Here is a 16,726-nt window from a genome sequence, read left to right as displayed (position 1 = left end):
CCTACTCGAATTCCAAAATGGTAAGTCATTCGGCGCGATTCGGGAAAGCATATGGCCTGTGAAATTGAAGGGTTGAACCTGCTATACAACATATTTAGGAGCCGTACACCGTTATTATACCACAATGTTGTGAATTGTTAACCGTACAGGTGTCTCAACTTCTGCGAAATGAACCCATAACACCAACCGTTTCCACAATGTTAACAAAAGCGTTTGGATCTGTATCCTTGATAATACGTTTAATTTCAACCAACTCGTAGCGGGTGGTAACGGTCATGAGCATGTCCTTCTCAATATCCGTGTATGCTCCCTGAGTCTTAATTTTGGTAACTCCACGAGGCCGAACAAGTAATTTCTTTAACATGGCTTCGGTTTCGTTTGTAATAATGTACAGTGTTACTTTGACGTGACTGATATGGATCAGATCAAGCACTTTGCCTGTAATGTAGATGGATACCATCGAGGCCAAGGCTGTATTCCAATTGTCACTCAGGTATCCTGCAAGCATAATGATCGTACCGTTCATGCCGGCCATCACTGTACCAATCGGAAAGTCACGTTTACGCGTGAAAATGGACCCAACAATGTCGAGTCCTCCTGTGGAGCCGCCGACTCGGAAGGAAACGCCAGTACCCATTCCAATAAGCACACCGCCAAATACAGAACTAAGTAAAGGGTCTGTAGCCACAGCAAAAACAGGCAGAAGCGCAATGAACCAGGAAGTGGCTGCTACCGAAAGAATACTTAATGTAATGAAGCGTCGTCCAAGAATAAACCAACCTGCAATGAGCAGGGGAATGTTAAGAACAAAATACATTATACTAAGATTCAACGTTGTAAAATAACCCAGAAGCATTGAAATACCGGACACCCCGCCGCTTAAAAGCTGATGGGGGACCAAAAACCAGTTGAAGCCGCAGGCAATAGCTGCAGCACCCAAAATGATCACTAAAGAGTGCCAAATTATTTTGGGCAATTTAATCACCTCATTTATATTTAAAACCAGATTGCTGGTAATCTTGAATTGTTTTGTGATATAATAATTTGTGGATATTCTTGAGTAGGAAACTTTTCCTAAATGGAGCAATAAAATTTTGAAATGTTTCAAACACATGTATGTAGTTTTAGTCTTATGTTGGGGACCCATTCATGGAATTATATTCGTTAGTGAAAATAATTTGCCCTGTTGGGATACCCTATAAATATTAACGCTACTTAAGAATACAGACAACAAAGTGGATTGTCCACCATGTCCACCATATAAAAGGAGCATGAATAATTTTGACAAATTTAAATTTCTCAGATTTCAATCTTGAACCACTGGTGCTGCAAGCCATCACTGAGCTCGGGTTTGAAGAAGCAACACCGATCCAATCCAAAGCGATTCCTTTGGCACTCGAAGGCAGAGACTTGATTGGTCAAGCTCAAACAGGTACGGGTAAAACAGCTGCATTCGGTATTCCGTTGATCAGCAAAATCTTAAAAAGTGACGAGAAAATCCGCGCCCTTATTATGGCACCTACACGTGAACTTGCAATTCAAGTTGCTGAAGAGATCGAAAAACTCACTCGCTTCAAAGGTCTGCGCTCCCTGCCAATCTACGGCGGACAAGATATCGTGCGTCAAATCCGTGCACTGAAAAGAAAACCACAGATCATCATTGGTACACCTGGACGTCTCCTTGACCACATCAACCGCAAAACAATCAAACTAGATGATGTACAAACTGTTGTACTGGATGAAGCAGATGAAATGCTCGACATGGGTTTCATGGAGGATATCCAATCCATCCTGAAACAAGTTCCAGACGAGCGCCAAACGATGCTGTTCTCAGCAACAATGCCTCCTAACATTCAAAAATTGGCACAACAATTCTTGAACAATCCTGAACACATTTCTGTGATTCCGAAACATGTTAGTGCACCATTGATTGACCAATCCTATATCGAAGTACCTGAGCGTCAAAAATTCGAAGCATTGAGCCGTTTGTTGGATATGGAATCTCCTGAACTGGCGATCGTATTCGGACGTACAAAACGTCGTGTTGATGAATTGGCTGAAGCTTTGCAAAAACGTGGATATTCTGCAGACGGTCTTCATGGTGACTTGTCCCAGAATCAACGTGATGCGGTAATGCGTAAGTTCCGTGACGGCAGCATTGACGTACTCGTTGCAACAGACGTGGCTGCACGTGGTCTCGACGTATCTGGCGTAACTCACGTTGTTAACTTTGACCTTCCGCAAGATCCGGAGAGTTATGTTCACCGTATCGGACGTACAGGTCGTGCGGGTAAAGAGGGTGCTGCTTGGTCCTTCGTTACACCGCGTGAGATTGATCACTTGCACTTCATCGAGCGTGTAACACGTCACCGTATTCCACGTAAACCACTGCCAACAATGGCAGAAGCAGTTGAAGGTAAACAACGTTTGACAGCAGAGCGCTTGCTGGAAATCGTACAATCAGGCGAACTGAACGAATACAAAGGTATTGCGATTCAAATGCTTGAGCAATATGATTCTGTTCAACTGTTGTCGGCTGCACTGAAGCTCCTGACAGGTGACAAAAAAGACGCTCAAGTTGATCTGACTCCTGAAGATCCAATCCGTGCGAAACGTCGTAAACCAGATGTTCGCTCAGGCGGACGTAAACCATCGGGTTACAGCGGCAACCGCACAAGTGGTAGCGGTGGCAGTGGTGGTGGTTACAACCGCGATCGCAACAGCAGTGGCAGCGGACGTGGTGGCTACAACCGTGATCGTAACAGCGGTAGCAGCAGCACTAGCGGTGGAAGCAGAGAAGGTGGTTACAACCGTGACCGCAAACCGCGTCCAAGCAGCAACGAAGGACGTCGTCCAGCGAAAGATTCTTCTTTCGAGTAATATAAACGTATGATCTGAAAAATGGAGCGGGCAACTGCTCCATTTTTTTCTTTTCAAAATTACTGCATCATTTATTTCACTGCCAGAAGCGGCCAGAAGCGCTAGTTAAGGACAATGACGATCTCTTTTCGGGAAGTACTGGCTTTTACTATCTATAATAAGGTATATTAATATTAGACTTCAGGTAATTCGCAAGGCTGCAGAGGAGGAGAAATGTTTGGAATTTAAAGGAGCTATGGGTGGGATCTACCGGCTTACAGAGTGGATTACGAGACTGGCCGCAACCAATCTGTTGTGGGCTATTTGTTCGTCTCCGTTCTTGTTTTTCTTGATTATGAAACTGCTCGTGATGCAGCAGAACCTCGCAAACGAATCATTGCAAATGAACTGGGCTATAGCTATTGTGGCACCGCTTACACTGTTCCCGGCGACTTCGGCGCTGTTTACGGTTGTTCGTAAATGGAATATGGGCGATACGGATGTACCGATCTTCCGTACTTTCTTTGTAGGTTACAAGGAAAACTACAAGCAAAGTTTAATTGGGGGCATTTTTTACACACTGCTGTTCGCGATTATGTATCTGGATTATACAGTCTACATGACGCAGTTCCGCAATATGCAGCTCGTGGGAATCATTATGCTTGTGCTGCTTCTCTTGTTATTTGTATCTCTCTTTAACTTTTTCTCGATGGTTGTACATTATCATATGTCCATCGGACTCATTATCAAAAACGCGGTATTGCTTACGCTGATCAGACCATTCCGTGTATTTTCCACATTGCTGGGAAGTGGATTGCTGTTCTACATCGGTTTCCGTTATCCGGTCTTGTTTGTTTTCTTCATTATCAGCATCATTGCCTGGTTTGCTTTCTTTAACTTCTACGCAACCTTCAACAAGATGCAGGAGCAGATGGAGAAGATGCAACTCAAGAAGGAAGAAGAGGAAGCTGCTGCGCTGGCTGAACAATCAGCAGAGAATGGTGAAACACCTGAGCCATCAGACGACAAAAACATTACATTGCAAAAATAAAACATGATGGATCGCCATTTACTTTTTACACAGTTAGGGATATAATAATTGTACATCCTGCGATGTACGTTTCGGTTATTCGTTGTTTTGAACCAATGATGATGTCTTCGGGAGATCAACACAGAATGTTGCTGAAAAGCCCTGTCTATACGACATGGGGACTTCAAAAAGCATTTTTGCGGTCACCCACCTGCCAAGCAGGTTCATAAGACAATGTAGCCGGACGGCATAGGCGGGTTCCTAAATCTTCATGTACAGCACCCTGACTTTTCCTCTACAAAAGGAATTTCAGGGTGTTTTTAAGTTGTGATGAATGTTTTTGATTGGTTTTATGATAAATATGATGCTTGCCCTTTTGTTACTACTTGAACAATGTTACACTAAGATACATAAATGGAACGGTTACAATCAAAGGAGGAAGGGTCTTGACCTTAAAGAGAACGCTCGTCGGTATCATCCGCAGCATGGAGGGGACCAGCGATCGAGCCAAGGATCCCAAATTAAAAACACGGTATTATAACTTATCCAAAGACAGAGCCTGGGAAGAGGTCTCTTCGACACTCAAAAAGATTCCGGGTTATAAAGTGCTGCATGAAGTGCCTTCTGTTGGAGAAGTTATTCTGGAGAAGCGGACTACCTTTGGACGGACAATGGATATTACAGTTTCCATTATCTCAGTAAGTCCTGTTCGCAGTGCGGTGGATATGTATTCAGCTTCACGTGGTTCACTTGGAGACTTGGGTTCCAATTATCGCACGATTATGAACTTATTCTCTGTACTGGATAAGAAGCTAAGCAAGTATAAAGCAAATGATTGAAATAGATGATGAATAACAAAAAGCGAGTGAAGGTTAACCTTCCTCGCTTTTGTTCTGAACGTATGATAACTTCTACAGCAAAGCTTTTACAGCAGCAATCGCTTGTTCGAAGTTAGGGGAGTCTGTCATTTCAGGCAAATACTCCACATATGTAATCCGGTCTTCGGCATCCAAAACAAAAATGGAGCGCATGTCGAGTTGGAATTCTTTGATCAGAACGCCGTAGTCTTCACCGAAAGAACGTGTTTTGTAGTCTGACAATGTAACTACGCGGTCAACACCAGCTGCTCCACACCAACGAGCTTGAGCAAACGGAAGGTCAACGCTGACTGTCAAGACAACAACGTTGTCTCCGAGTTCTCCAGCTTCCACGTTGAAACGACGAGTTTGCGCATCGCATACGCCAGTGTCCAGGGAAGGAACAACGCTGATTAATTTGACTTTGCCTGCAAAGTCTTTCAGGGAAGCATCCTCAACCAGGTTCTTGCTCAGTGTAAAATCAGGTGCTTGATCGCCCACTTTCAGTTCGGGTCCGATCAATGTAATAGGGTTGCCTTTAAATGTGGCTGCGCCTGTACGTTCTTGTGTCATAATAATGTTCCTCCTTATAAATTGGTGATCCGTGCCAAAATCCATTATAATCTTTTATGAAAGGCATTGTCCAATTCGGACATGTACCATTACGATGGATCAGAGATGTAAGTCCGATCTGAACAGGGTGGAGTGAAAGAAGAAATTTATGATATTTATTCGCTATGAGAACTGGAAAGGTTATTTGAAGTATTTCCCTTTGACGTCGCTTTTTCTAATTGCCAATGTAGTCATGTTTATTGTGTTAACGGTGAACGGTGGATCAACGAACAATATGGTGCTGCTGAAATTCGGGGCACTTACGAATCATGAACTGTTCGCACATGAATGGTGGCGTTACATTACATCGATGTTCCTGCATGCGGGCTTCAGTCATTTATTGTTTAACAGTTTTGCGTTAATCGTATTTGCTCCACCGATGGAGCGGTTGCTCGGGTCGGTAAGGTATGGTGTATTGTACCTGGGTGGCGGTGTATTGGGTAATATTCTTGCTGTTGCGTGGTACAACTCGGTTGGGAGTATTACCATCTCGGTAGGTGCTTCAGGAGCGATCTATGCCGTCTATGGTGCATTCCTGTATGTAGCGCTGTTCCAGCGAACGATGATGGACGAGGCTTCGCGCAAAACGATGTACACGTTACTTTTGTTCGGAATCATATTCTCCTTCGCCATGTCGGGCATCAACTGGATGGCTCACCTTGGCGGATTGTTGGGTGGATTCTTTATTTACGGACTGTTGATCAGATTGTGGAAACCCCGCAGCTTAAAGCGGTAGTCAGAACGTTCTCAAGATGGAATGCAATCAAGGATAAGTAGGGTATAACAGATTGGAGCGATCAGGCGAGTGGAATTAAGACAGTTGCATTACTTTTTGAAAGTGGCACAGAAGGAACATGTAACACAGGCTGCTGAAGAGTTGCATGTGGCACAGTCGGCGGTGAGTCGTCAGATTCATCAGCTGGAAGAAGAACTGGGCGTGGACCTTTTTATGCAAAAGGGACGAAACCTGCAGTTGACTGCAGTGGGGCAGCTTTTTTGCAAACGAATTGAAGGTATATTAAAAGATTTGGACAAGGCAGTCGGGGAAGTTCATGAGTTTCTGGACCCGGAGCATGGAGAGATTCGAATTGGGTTTCCGCATAGCCTGGGGATTCATCTCATTCCTTCCGTGGTGGCTGCTTTCCGTCAGCGCTACCCCAACGTGAAATTCAGATTCAAGCAGGGGATGTTCCCTACGCTGATTCGTGATGTGTTATCCGGAGAGGTAGACTTGGCATTCATTTCTCCTTTTCCAGAAAAGCATGATCAAGTAGATGGCGATATTGTACTCACGGAAGAATTACATGCGATCCTTCCTCCTAATCACCCGTTAGCTGGTGAAGAGACAATTGCGCTTGAACAGCTCAAAGATGATAAATTTGTATTGTTTAGCAAAGGTTATTCTCTTCGTCCTATTGTATGGCATGCCTGTCTGGAAGCTGGTTTTACACCCAAGATCGCTTTTGAAGGGGAAGAGACCGACACCATCCGCGGATTGGTCGCTGCGGGCATGGGGGTCAGTCTGCTACCTGAGATGGCGTTATTCCAGACGAATCCGTTGCAACCGGCACATGTGGCTATCTCCCATCCAAAAGTAACGCGAACTATCGGGTTAATTCATCGTGCGCATGATAAACTGCCGCTGGTTGCTCAGTCCTTTCGTTCATTCTTGCTTGATTATTTCGGTTTACAACAAAACAATACCCCATCCGATTAACGGTGGGGTATTGTTTTGTTGTTTTTGTTGTATTAAGTATCCAATTAATCGCGGCTGTTGAAGATTCCGATGTAACGAATCAACTCAAGCAGTGAAATCAACGCTGCAGCAACGTAAGTCAAGGCTGCGGCATTCAGAACTTTTGCAACACCTTTTTCTTCTTCATTACGGATGTACCCTTCGGATACCATAATCTCTCTAGCGCGATTACTTGCATTGAACTCAACTGGTAAAGTGATGAGTTGGAATGCTACAGTTACGGAGAAGAAGATGATACCGATACCTACAAGGTTCATGGCATTGAAGATGAATCCTGCAATCAACAGGAATGGAGCTAATCCGGATGCAAAGTTCACAATTGGGAAGATCCGGTGACGCAGTGCCAGCATCGGATAACTTTCTTTATGCTGAATGGCGTGGCCAACTTCGTGACACGCTACCGAAACAGCTGAGATTGAGTTTTCATAATATACTGGTTCTGATAAACGTACAACCCGATTGATTGGATCATAGTGATCAGAGAGTGTACCACGTACAGGTTCAATTGGAACATCATGCAGCCCGTTAGCATCAAGCATCTGGCGAGCAGCATCGTAACCAGTCATTCCGTTCTGGTTCGGTACCTCCGACCAACGTCTAAACGTACCTTTAACGCGAAATTGCGCCCATAAAGAGAGCAAAAAGGCGATAATGATCAATACGAACATACCGTTATTAAAACTCATATTCATTCCTCCGCTTTCTAAAAATAAGCTACATCATGGTGTTCTCAAGCAAGATTTTAAGTGCCTCCATTGTACCGGCACTTTTGGTGAGGAGTCCTGCCATCATTTTACGTGCTTGTACAGGTTTCATCTCTCCAAGTAGCGGTTTGAGTTCGTTAACCTCTCGCTCAAGTTGTTGTACATGAAGTTCCAATGTTGTCAATTTGCTGGCAACTTGTTCTTCTGTACTAACCAGACGCCACTTCTCAAGAGATTGCTTAATCTCGTCGAGACTATACTTCTCTTGTTTCATCTGTACAATACGTTCAAGCCTCGTTAAAGTTTCATTACTATAGAGACGATAATTTTTTTGTGTACGTTCTTCGGGAGCGATTAGTCCAAGCTTTGTGTAATAATCAATCGTCCGTTCACTAACACCAGCGGTCTTGGCAAGTTCGCCAATCCGAAAAAGTTTCATATCCCCAATGATATTCACCTCGCTTGCAAGTTCAAATGTAGGGAATTGTAGTTTCCACTTCTGAATTTCTAGACTACGCCCAATTTTCTTACTAATAAGTATGATACATGATCTTTAACCGTACAGTCAAACGTTATGCTTTGGCAATCAGCATACTGCATTTCTATATCTATGTACTCATAGAATGTGATTATGTACTTAAGTGCAAGAAAAAGACGTATGACTTTATTCCCAGAAATAATTTTCAGTTTTGATGAAAATACTCTTGTCAACTTTCCTCTCTTCTGCTTATAATGACATTAAGAGTTTCATGTTATGTGAAGAAACTTAACACAAGAGGGAGTGGGGTATATGAGAAAGAAATGGTTGGTTTCCATGTTAGTAATGCTTACTTTGTTCGCTTTTCCGGTCAGCGCATTTGCGGCTGCGGAGGGTCCGACTAACATTGAACTTCAAAGTGGTTTGAACTCAGCCTTTACGTTTTTGGCTGTTGTACTCGTGTTCTTGATGCAAGGGGGATTTGCTTTACTCGAAGCGGGTTCAACACGAATGAAGAATGCAGGACACATTGCGGGTAAGACCATCCTGACATTGGGAATTTCAGTTATTGCCTTCTGGGCTTTGGGTTTCGGTCTTGGTTTCGGTAATGGTAACAGCTTCTTTGGAACAACAGGATTCTTCCTGAGTGGTGACAAGATGGCTGCTTCCTTCGAATCACTGGCTTTCTCCGATGTTCCACTGACTATTAAATTCGTATTCCATCTCGCTTTTGCGGCGGTATCTCTGGCCATTGCCTGCGGTGGTATGGCTGAACGTGCAAAGATGAGCGTATATATTGTTTTCGGTACTCTTTATACCATTATCATGTATCCGGTTGTTGCTCACTGGGTATGGGGCGGCGGCTGGTTGGCTGAGCTGGGTATGCAAGACTTTGCAGGATCGACGGTTGTTCACTTGACTGGTGCGACTGCAGCATTGGTAGCGACCATCTTGTTGAAACCACGTATTGGTAAATATAACAAAGACGGCAAACCTAACATCATTCCAGGTCACAACCAAGTGTATTCTGTACTCGGGGTTATTATCCTCTGGATCGGTTGGTTCGGATTCAACCCAGGTAGTACATTGTCTGCCATGGGAGATGGATTCTTCGGTTATGTTGCATTAACTACTAACGTAGCTGCTGCAGCCGGTGGTGTTGCTGCGCTGTTGATCTCATGGGCAGTACTTGGGAAGTCTGATATTCCTAGCATGTTAAACGGTGTGCTTGCGGCACTCGTTGCGATTACAGGAGCATGTGCATTCGTTGAGCCTTGGGCAGCGCTGGTTATCGGTGCTCTGGCGGGTATCATCACATTCTTCACAGCACAGTACTTCGATCGTAAAGGAATTGACGATCCAATCTACGCTTTCTCCGTACATGGTATTGCTGGTATGTGGGGTGCGATCTCCACAGGTTTGTTCGCTACTCCTGAACTTGCCGAGAATGCTGGTGTAGGTCAAGCGGGTCTGTTCTATGGCGGTGGATTCCACCAATTGGGCGTACAGCTTCTCGGTCTGGCAGGTGCTTTTGCCTTCGTACTGGTAATGTCCTTCATTATTCTGGGCGGAATGAAAGCGATCATGGGCATCCGTGTTACTGAAGAAGAAGAAACAATGGGTCTGGATATCAGTGAGCACGGTACTTACGGATACCCTGAACAAATGAAAAATGCAGATTCTAAATCCAATGGCGGTACGTTCAGCTCCTGAGGTGAATGATGCTGAATCATGCTTCAAGGAGGCTGGACATGATGGAACCCATCTCGTATACAAACTATTCCTGGTCTTATCAGGGAATCGATGGTGCGGTGTCTTCTCAAGAGCTGCGCCAGGCACGTGTGATATTACAGAACGAGCTCCAGGAATTGTTGTCCGCTTCCTTGTCGCCAATCGAGTGGTACCAAACGGTAAATGAACTGCATGACCGGATTGCACGGAAAGCAGTAGAGTTATGCATTCAGGGGATGGTTGAGGAAGGCTTCGGCCAACCTCCCGTCCCCTATGCCTTTATCGTATTTGGCAGTTCTGGCAGGGAAGAAGCAACGTTATGGAGTGATCAGGATAATGGCATGATCATTAGCGATACTCCGCATGAAGGTAAAGAGGAATATTTTGCTCAGCTCGGACAGCGAATAACGGATATGTTGGAAGAGCTTGGTTACGCCAAGTGCGAAGGTAAAGTCATGTGCTCTGAGCCACTCTGGAGAAAAACGCTGGCGTCATGGAAACAACAATTAGCAGATTGGAGCTCGGATCTGAATTGGGAGCCCGTTCGTAATCTGATTATTGCTTCAGACATGCGTTTTGTTGCAGGTGAGCAAAGTCTGGCGGAGGAATGGATCACGATTTTTTATGAACAGTTCAGACTGGTTCCTGAACTTTCGGATGCAGTTCTTCGCAACACGGTTAAACATAAAGCTACATTAAATGTACTTGGACGTGTGGTCACAGAACGATTTGGTGAACATGCAGGCGGATTTGATGTCAAGTATGGTTTGTACATTCCGCTGGTGAACAGTGCCCGTTATTTAGCTTTGCAACATGGGATCAAGGAGTCATCGACGTTAAAAAGAATGGAAAGACTGACTTCACTTGAAGCTGTTCCATTTACATTACTGGATGCATGCCAGCGAGCCTTCTTAGCCGCTTTGAACTTTCGCAGAAGTACACCGGTTGTCATCCAAGGGGATTTGCAACATAGCAGTGGGTTTCTGGATGAGAAACAGATGAAACAAAAGCAAATTCATTATGAGCTCAGGGATACGCTCGGGTTGGTACGACGGGTGCATCGTGCTTTGCAAAGACAGTTGCGTTTTGCAGAAAGGAGACGTCCATGAGAGAGCCGGCAAGGGGCAATACAGGATTCTGGAATTCGCTGCGTCAGGGAGGGGTTCCTTCCGCCATCGCTTCCATTATGGGAGCCCCTACGGCGCAACACATGGCGTTTATCCGCTCTATGATGAGAGAACAGCGCAGACCTGAGGTTCTGCATACACCTCTAAATGAGCTGGACGCAGTTGTATTTGATCTGGAAACGACGGGATTTTCGCCCCAGCACGGGGATGAGATTATCTCATTTGGTGCGGTCCGTATACATGGAGGTGTGGTACTGGAAGGAGAACAGTTCTATACGGTGGTGCAGTCCAAGACTGCGGTTCCGGAACATATTACTGAACTTACAGGTATTACACAGGAGATGACGTTGGACGCACCGACTTTGCTGGAAGGGCTGCATGATTTCATGTCTTTTGTAGGTGGAAATGTTCTGATTGCACACGCAAGTGCGCATGACCGAGCTTTTCTGAATGCAGCTCTGTGGCGGACTTCAAAGGTAAGACTGACACATCGTTTAATCGATACGATGATGTTGGCCCGCTGGCTTGAACCAAGCAGGCCAGGGTATGGTCTGGATGAATTGCTGGAATCCAGAGGGATTCCGATCTATGGACGTCACCATGCACTGGAAGATTCAAAAATGACTGCACAGTTATGGTCCTGCTACTTGGAGGACATGACTCGTAAAAATGTGGAGACCCTGGGTGATCTGTATACCCAGCTAAGTCACGCATAACGGAACGGGAAGCAGATTGTATGAAGGCACAACGTGTTGTGCCGGATCCTGCGATTCCTTCGAAGATTCAATCAGATAACCGTTCAGATGCATATGAGATCGCAACCCGCTTGTTAGGTCAGGTGAGCCGATGAGGTACATCTGAAGCAAACCGGCGAAGGCCGGAAGCGCTTGGATGTCCTCTACGGATGGAACGGGCCTAGTCTGCGGATGGGAATGGAAGATACCAATGAGCTTGGGCTCGGAGAATACGCACCGAATCCATTCGGCATCGTCCAGAGTAAAATGGTGCAGCGGGTCAGGTGCTACGTTACGAATGGGCTGAAACCGACTGATTCGTATACCGCCCGCTGCGGTTTCACCCAGCATAACCCCGCAGGCTTCTTGCGGCAGCGAAAGGAACATGTGCTTTGACATCTCTTGTTCTACGGAAGAAGGGATGTAGAAGGCGTTTTGCTGCCCGTGAAGTGCTGCCATTTGTATTCACCCCTCTCTCTTTGGCTCCTGCTATGGCAGGAGTCCTTTTTCATTTTATTTTCTGTAATGCGGATTGTAAAATTTTAAAGGAAAAGGGTACAATAATAAAGAGAACATTTGGGAATCGTGTTCTGGTGAACTGTCATAGAGCGTGTTAAGCACTTAGCATGTGAAGAAATTGCGGTTTTAGTTTCAACAGGCTAATTATATAAAAGGGTGGCGGGTTATGAAACGAAACATATACATACTCCTTGGTGTTGTCTTGCTGGTTGGTATTGCACTGGCCCAGAATGCGGGTGACGGCATTGCAGCCGTCTTTAAGCAGGAAGAACCCATGCCTACAGAGACGGGACCACGTGCGGGTCTTCTGGCACCTACTTTTTCTCTGACAGCAATGGATGGGAAGACGTACAGTGTGGGCGGTGCCAAAGATAAGGCTACGTTCGTCAGTTTCTGGGCATCCTGGTGTGAGCCGTGTAAGCAGGAAGCTCCAGAGTTGAACAGAATGGCTGCGAAATACAAGGATAAGCTTGACATGTATGGGGTTAATGTAACGTCATACGATAAACTCAAAGATGCCAAAGCTTTTGTGGATGAGTACCAACTGACATTCCCTATTCCCTTGGATGAGAAGGGGACTGTGTATGCTCAATACAATGGGGTGGCTTTTCCAACGAATGTTCTGATTGACTCCAGAGGAGTTATCCAGGAGATTGTTCTGGGCATATTACCCGAGAAAGAGTTGGAACGTAAGATTAAAAAGTTAATTGCGAATTAATTTTCTGCAAACAAAGAAGCCTTTGCATCCATGAATCATGGGTACATAGGCTTCTTTATATTTTCCGGGAAATAAGCGTTAAGAGGTTCAAAAAACGATTTTTTGAACCTACACTTTAGTGGTTGCTTAACCCGTGAGCAGGAATAGGGAGTATGCCCGGTTCATCCTGCAATTTTTCTTGAAGCAAAGCATAGCGGAAACTGTGAACGAGAGCTTCCCAACTTGCTTCAATCACGTTCTCGGATACACCAACAGTATTCCAGGTGTTTTCCGTATTTTTGGATTCGATCAATACACGAACTTTGGCAGCTGTGGCATCCTTCTCATCCAGAACACGCACTTTGTAGTCCGACAGATGCATGTTGGCAAGGGAAGGGAAATATTGCACCAGCGCTTTCCGAAGGGCGTTATCGAGTGCGTTAACCGGACCATTGCCCTCAGCAGCGGTATAAGCGCTTGTTCCAGCGATATTCACTTTGACAAAAGCTTCGGAAACAACAGATTTGCCCGCCGTTTTCTCCACAAGCATTTTGAATGATTCAAACGTGAACAATTCTTTCATATCACCGTTCGCTTCACGAATTAACAATTCAAGCGAAGCATCTGCGCCTTCGAATTGGTAACCCTGATGCTCCAGGTCTTTGATTTTCTCAATAATCTGACGTGAATTGGCACTGCTTGGATCAAACTCAAGACCCAGTTCCTGTGCTTTAGATACAATATTACTCTGTCCGGCAAGTTCCGAGACCAGCACACGTTGCTTGTTACCAACCAGTTCAGGCACGATGTGTTCATAGGTACGTGAATCCCGCAGGATGGCAGAGACGTGAATTCCACCTTTGTGAGCAAAAGCAGCATTGCCGACATAAGGTTGATTAATCGGCATATTCACATTAGCAATTTCGCTGACATAACGAGCCGCGTTTGTAAGTTGTCTCATGGAATCCTTAGTGACACATTCATAGCCAAGTTTCAGTTGCAAGTTTGGAATGATGGACGCCAGATTAGCATTACCGCAACGCTCTCCATAACCGTTCATCGTTCCTTGAACTTGACGAGCTCCGGCTTGTACAGCACTGAGTGTGTTAGCGACAGCCAGTTCACAATCATTATGTGTATGGATGCCGAGATGTGCATGAGGCAGGCATCCACGCAGTGTGGATACGATCTCGTGCACCTCGTTTGGCATCGTCCCGCCGTTGGTATCACACATGACGAGCCAGTCCGCTCCAGCTTCGTGAGCTCTGGTCAAGACCGCTTGAGCATACTCCGGGTTATGTTTGAACCCGTCAAAGAAGTGTTCTGCATCAAAGATCACTTCCATACCATTCTGTTTCAGATAGGCGATGGAATCATAGATCATGGACAAGTTTTCTTCCAATGTAGTCTGCAAAGCCGTATGCACATGGAAGTCCCATGATTTACCGACTAGGGTTGCAGCCTGAGCACCAGATTCGATCATTCGCTTCAGGTTGGCGTCTTCACTAGCAACGCTGCCCTTACGACGGGTACTGCCAAAAGCAACAACCTTTGCGTTCAGGTTTAATTCCTTGACTCTTTTGAAAAACTCAATGTCCTTGGTATTGCTGCCGGGAATTCCGCCTTCAATATAATGGACACCCAGGTCATCAAGCTTCTTGGCAATTTTGAGTTTGTCGTCTGCCGATAAGCTGACACCCTCCCCTTGTGTGCCGTCACGTAAAGTCGTATCGAAGATGGAAATGGCCTTTGACATGAAGATCCTCCTTTGAGATAAAGCGCTCTTTTAAAAGTTTGGATTTTAAGTTAGGAAAAGCTGTTAAGTACGTTAGTGGACGAATCCTTCGATTCGGCAACGCTACACTGTGTTAAACTCAATGCGCTGATTTGTCCTAAAGTCGTCAATTTGTATAATTAATTATTATAGCACCATTATAGCCAAATGCTACATAGAAATCGCAGTTTCATGTAACAATTAACGGATTTTAGAGAAAAAAGAAGGATGTTAATCATAATCCGGATGTATGTTATAATCTATTATTGAGTTTTAATTGGAATATATGGAAGAAAAGGAGGGTTAATTTTGAGTTTTGTATGGGAAAATACGATTATTGCTCTGATCACTTTGATACTTTTTGTGAGTGTAGGCTGGTTAATTATTCTGTCTCTGATCAGATCTCGCAGAAAATAAATGCTCATGACTGAATTAACATAACGGGTTTGATATACTATAGAAGAAAGCAAATTACGTTTCATTAATTAGTGTGCATGAAAGGGTGGGGGTTCATGATGTCTTCAGACGGCAATCCTCCAGCAAATGTGGATCAATATTACCCTGCAGCCGGACGGGTGATTCTGCATGTCGATATGAATGCTTTCTACTGCTCTGTACATGAAGCCGAGGAACCAGATTTATATAGAGGAAAAGCAACGGCCGTTGCGGGCAGCAGTGAACTGCGAAAGGGTGTAATCGTAACCTGCTCATATGCCGCTCGTAATCGAGGCATCTCAACAGGTATGGTTGTGCACCAAGCCATGAAAAAGTGCCCTGATCTCATTGTGATTCGTCCTGATTTTCATTTATATCGTCAATATTCAAGAGCGTTCATGCAGATTGCGTATAGTTATACGCCTCAACTTGAGGCGACATCCATTGATGAATGTTATCTGGATATTACAGGTTCAAGGCAATTCGGGAATCCAATGGAGATTGCGGAGAGCATTCAGCGGAGAATCAAGGATGAATTGGGGCTGCCATGTTCCATTGGCATTGCACCCAACAAATTATTGGCGAAAATGGCTTCGGATCTGAAAAAACCGAACGGTATCTCCATTTTACGCATGAGGGACGTACCCCGGATTCTTTGGCACAGGCCATGTAACGAGATGTTTGGCATTGGCAAAAAAACGGCTGAAAAGTTGAAAAAACTGGGCATTGAAACGATTGGTCAGTTGGCCAAGTCGGATGAGAACATGTTGATCGAACTATTCGGAGTGAATGGAGCATGGCTCAAAAATTCCGCGAATGGCATTAACCATTCCGCAGTTCACGCGGAACGTGAGGCCAATAAATCCATTGGACATACGACCACTCTACCAGCGGATGTATCGGATATGAATGAGATTCATCGGGTATTCCTCAATATAAGTGACCAGGTAGCCAGAAGGTTGCGCAAGCACGAAATGTTCAGCCAGGGTATTCAGATTACAATCCGGACACCGGATATGAAGACAATCACTCGATCACGTCTAATGGAAGTTCCTACGGAGGATGCAACGGTCATTTACCGTGAGGCCTGTAAACTATTTGAGAAGCATTGGGGTAGTGGCAAGCCTGTACGCATGCTGGGTGTGACACTTCAGAACCTGATTCCAAGAGAGGAATCCGCTGTGCAGATGGACTTGTTCGAATATGAGCAGAAGCCCAAGAAGGACAATCTGATTCGGATTATGGATCAGTTACGTGATAAATTTGGTGAGAATGCTGTTGTGACCGCAGGCATGCTTGGAGACGATCCTTCCGTGCTGCTTCGTAATCATAAAGTGCGCGGTACTTCCCTGCAAAAAGATAACTTGCAAAGTCTTGATTAAATAAGGGATAATAAAGGCTTGTGGTTGCAAA

At 45.0% G+C, this 16,726-nt stretch carries 16 protein-coding genes and 1 other RNA gene; 11 read left to right on the top strand and 6 right to left on the bottom strand.

The features are described from left to right. Nucleotides 1-154 precede the first annotated feature (154 nt). The gene (locus tag J2Z28_RS07430) at nucleotides 155-976 is read right to left on the bottom strand and encodes a YitT family protein (protein WP_036609659.1); all 822 of its coding nucleotides are present in this window, start codon (nucleotides 974-976) and stop codon (nucleotides 155-157) included. Nucleotides 977-1,281: 305 nt separating this feature from the next. On the opposite strand from J2Z28_RS07430, the gene cshA reads away from it, so the two are divergent. From cshA to J2Z28_RS07410, 4 genes are all read left to right on the top strand, one after another. Then, complete coding sequence (gene cshA, locus J2Z28_RS07425; protein ID WP_211081762.1) at nucleotides 1,282-2,880, top strand: degradosome RNA helicase CshA; 1,599 nt, start codon at nucleotides 1,282-1,284, stop codon at nucleotides 2,878-2,880. Nucleotides 2,881-3,097: 217 nt separating this feature from the next. Then, nucleotides 3,098-3,910: a YesL family protein gene (locus J2Z28_RS07420; protein ID WP_036609655.1), complete on the top strand. Its 813-nt coding sequence runs from the start codon at nucleotides 3,098-3,100 to the stop codon at nucleotides 3,908-3,910. A gap of 51 nt (nucleotides 3,911-3,961) precedes the next feature. Further along, a non-coding RNA gene (gene ssrS, locus J2Z28_RS07415) (6S RNA) lies at nucleotides 3,962-4,153 on the top strand. Between the two features lie 182 nt (nucleotides 4,154-4,335). Beyond that, nucleotides 4,336-4,728, top strand: coding sequence for a DUF1499 domain-containing protein (locus J2Z28_RS07410; RefSeq protein WP_017689382.1), 393 nt, complete (start codon nucleotides 4,336-4,338; stop codon nucleotides 4,726-4,728). 72 nt (nucleotides 4,729-4,800) lie between these two features. Here J2Z28_RS07410 and tpx read toward each other — a convergent pair whose 3' ends face one another. Further along, nucleotides 4,801-5,319, bottom strand: coding sequence for a thiol peroxidase (tpx, locus tag J2Z28_RS07405; protein ID WP_211081761.1), 519 nt, complete (start codon nucleotides 5,317-5,319; stop codon nucleotides 4,801-4,803). A gap of 148 nt (nucleotides 5,320-5,467) precedes the next feature. On the opposite strand from tpx, the gene J2Z28_RS07400 reads away from it, so the two are divergent. Further along, on the top strand, nucleotides 5,468-6,094 hold the full coding sequence (locus tag J2Z28_RS07400) for a rhomboid family intramembrane serine protease (RefSeq protein ID WP_036609651.1): 627 nt from the start codon (nucleotides 5,468-5,470) through the stop codon (nucleotides 6,092-6,094). A gap of 69 nt (nucleotides 6,095-6,163) precedes the next feature. Next, nucleotides 6,164-7,075 (top strand): glutamate biosynthesis transcriptional regulator GltC, encoded by a 912-nt coding sequence (gene gltC, locus J2Z28_RS07395; protein WP_036609648.1) that lies wholly within the window; start codon nucleotides 6,164-6,166, stop codon nucleotides 7,073-7,075. Nucleotides 7,076-7,119: 44 nt separating this feature from the next. On the opposite strand, the gene J2Z28_RS07390 is transcribed toward gltC, so the two are convergent. Both J2Z28_RS07390 and J2Z28_RS07385 read right to left on the bottom strand, forming a co-directional pair. Beyond that, nucleotides 7,120-7,800, bottom strand: coding sequence for a zinc metallopeptidase (locus J2Z28_RS07390; RefSeq protein ID WP_036609646.1), 681 nt, complete (start codon nucleotides 7,798-7,800; stop codon nucleotides 7,120-7,122). A gap of 28 nt (nucleotides 7,801-7,828) precedes the next feature. Further along, entirely contained in the window at nucleotides 7,829-8,257 is a 429-nt protein-coding gene (locus J2Z28_RS07385) for a MerR family transcriptional regulator (RefSeq protein WP_017689377.1), read from the bottom strand. A 351-nt stretch (nucleotides 8,258-8,608) separates the two neighbouring features. On the opposite strand from J2Z28_RS07385, the gene J2Z28_RS07380 reads away from it, so the two are divergent. The 3 genes from J2Z28_RS07380 to J2Z28_RS07370 are packed head-to-tail and all read left to right on the top strand — an operon-like array spanning nucleotide 8,609 to nucleotide 11,870. Beyond that, on the top strand, nucleotides 8,609-10,009 hold the full coding sequence (locus J2Z28_RS07380) for an ammonium transporter (protein ID WP_211081760.1): 1,401 nt from the start codon (nucleotides 8,609-8,611) through the stop codon (nucleotides 10,007-10,009). Nucleotides 10,010-10,050: 41 nt separating this feature from the next. Next, on the top strand, nucleotides 10,051-11,136 hold the full coding sequence (locus tag J2Z28_RS07375; RefSeq protein WP_415841444.1) for a DUF294 nucleotidyltransferase-like domain-containing protein: 1,086 nt from the start codon (nucleotides 10,051-10,053) through the stop codon (nucleotides 11,134-11,136). Further along, nucleotides 11,133-11,870, top strand: coding sequence for an exonuclease domain-containing protein (locus tag J2Z28_RS07370; RefSeq protein ID WP_017689374.1), 738 nt, complete (start codon nucleotides 11,133-11,135; stop codon nucleotides 11,868-11,870). The genes J2Z28_RS07375 and J2Z28_RS07370 overlap by 4 nt, the downstream gene beginning before the upstream one ends. Here the strand turns inward: J2Z28_RS07370 and J2Z28_RS07365 are convergent. Next, complete coding sequence (locus J2Z28_RS07365; protein ID WP_211081758.1) at nucleotides 11,856-12,347, bottom strand: M67 family metallopeptidase; 492 nt, start codon at nucleotides 12,345-12,347, stop codon at nucleotides 11,856-11,858. The two genes, J2Z28_RS07370 and J2Z28_RS07365, sit on opposite strands and share 15 nt — an antisense overlap. 226 nt (nucleotides 12,348-12,573) lie before the next feature. On the opposite strand from J2Z28_RS07365, the gene J2Z28_RS07360 reads away from it, so the two are divergent. Beyond that, nucleotides 12,574-13,125, top strand: a complete 552-nt coding sequence (locus J2Z28_RS07360; protein ID WP_211081757.1) for a TlpA family protein disulfide reductase — start codon at nucleotides 12,574-12,576, stop codon at nucleotides 13,123-13,125. Nucleotides 13,126-13,240: 115 nt separating this feature from the next. Here the strand turns inward: J2Z28_RS07360 and cimA are convergent, their stop codons facing one another. Beyond that, complete coding sequence (cimA, locus tag J2Z28_RS07355; protein WP_211081756.1) at nucleotides 13,241-14,860, bottom strand: citramalate synthase; 1,620 nt, start codon at nucleotides 14,858-14,860, stop codon at nucleotides 13,241-13,243. Nucleotides 14,861-15,393: 533 nt separating this feature from the next. On the opposite strand from cimA, the gene J2Z28_RS07350 reads away from it, so the two are divergent. After that, complete coding sequence (locus tag J2Z28_RS07350) at nucleotides 15,394-16,695, top strand: DNA polymerase IV (protein ID WP_211081820.1); 1,302 nt, start codon at nucleotides 15,394-15,396, stop codon at nucleotides 16,693-16,695. Nucleotides 16,696-16,726 lie beyond the last annotated feature (31 nt).

The sequence above is a fragment of the Paenibacillus xylanexedens genome, assembly GCF_017874615.1.
Lineage (GTDB): Bacteria > Bacillota > Bacilli > Paenibacillales > Paenibacillaceae > Paenibacillus > Paenibacillus xylanexedens.
This window is presented reverse-complemented; position numbering and strand designations above follow the sequence as displayed.

Coding starts and splice junctions, on each gene's coding strand:
- tpx (WP_211081761.1), bottom strand. CDS start 5,319: ATGACACAAGAACGTACAGGCGCAGCCACATTTAAAGGCAACCCTATT.
- J2Z28_RS07400 (WP_036609651.1), top strand. CDS start 5,468: ATGATATTTATTCGCTATGAGAACTGGAAAGGTTATTTGAAGTATTTC.
- J2Z28_RS07390 (WP_036609646.1), bottom strand. CDS start 7,800: ATGAGTTTTAATAACGGTATGTTCGTATTGATCATTATCGCCTTTTTG.
- J2Z28_RS07385 (WP_017689377.1), bottom strand. CDS start 8,257: ATGAAACTTTTTCGGATTGGCGAACTTGCCAAGACCGCTGGTGTTAGT.
- J2Z28_RS07380 (WP_211081760.1), top strand. CDS start 8,609: ATGAGAAAGAAATGGTTGGTTTCCATGTTAGTAATGCTTACTTTGTTC.
- J2Z28_RS07375 (WP_415841444.1), top strand. CDS start 10,051: ATGGAACCCATCTCGTATACAAACTATTCCTGGTCTTATCAGGGAATC.
- J2Z28_RS07370 (WP_017689374.1), top strand. CDS start 11,133: ATGAGAGAGCCGGCAAGGGGCAATACAGGATTCTGGAATTCGCTGCGT.
- J2Z28_RS07365 (WP_211081758.1), bottom strand. CDS start 12,347: ATGGCAGCACTTCACGGGCAGCAAAACGCCTTCTACATCCCTTCTTCC.
- J2Z28_RS07360 (WP_211081757.1), top strand. CDS start 12,574: ATGAAACGAAACATATACATACTCCTTGGTGTTGTCTTGCTGGTTGGT.
- cimA (WP_211081756.1), bottom strand. CDS start 14,860: ATGTCAAAGGCCATTTCCATCTTCGATACGACTTTACGTGACGGCACA.
- J2Z28_RS07350 (WP_211081820.1), top strand. CDS start 15,394: ATGTCTTCAGACGGCAATCCTCCAGCAAATGTGGATCAATATTACCCT.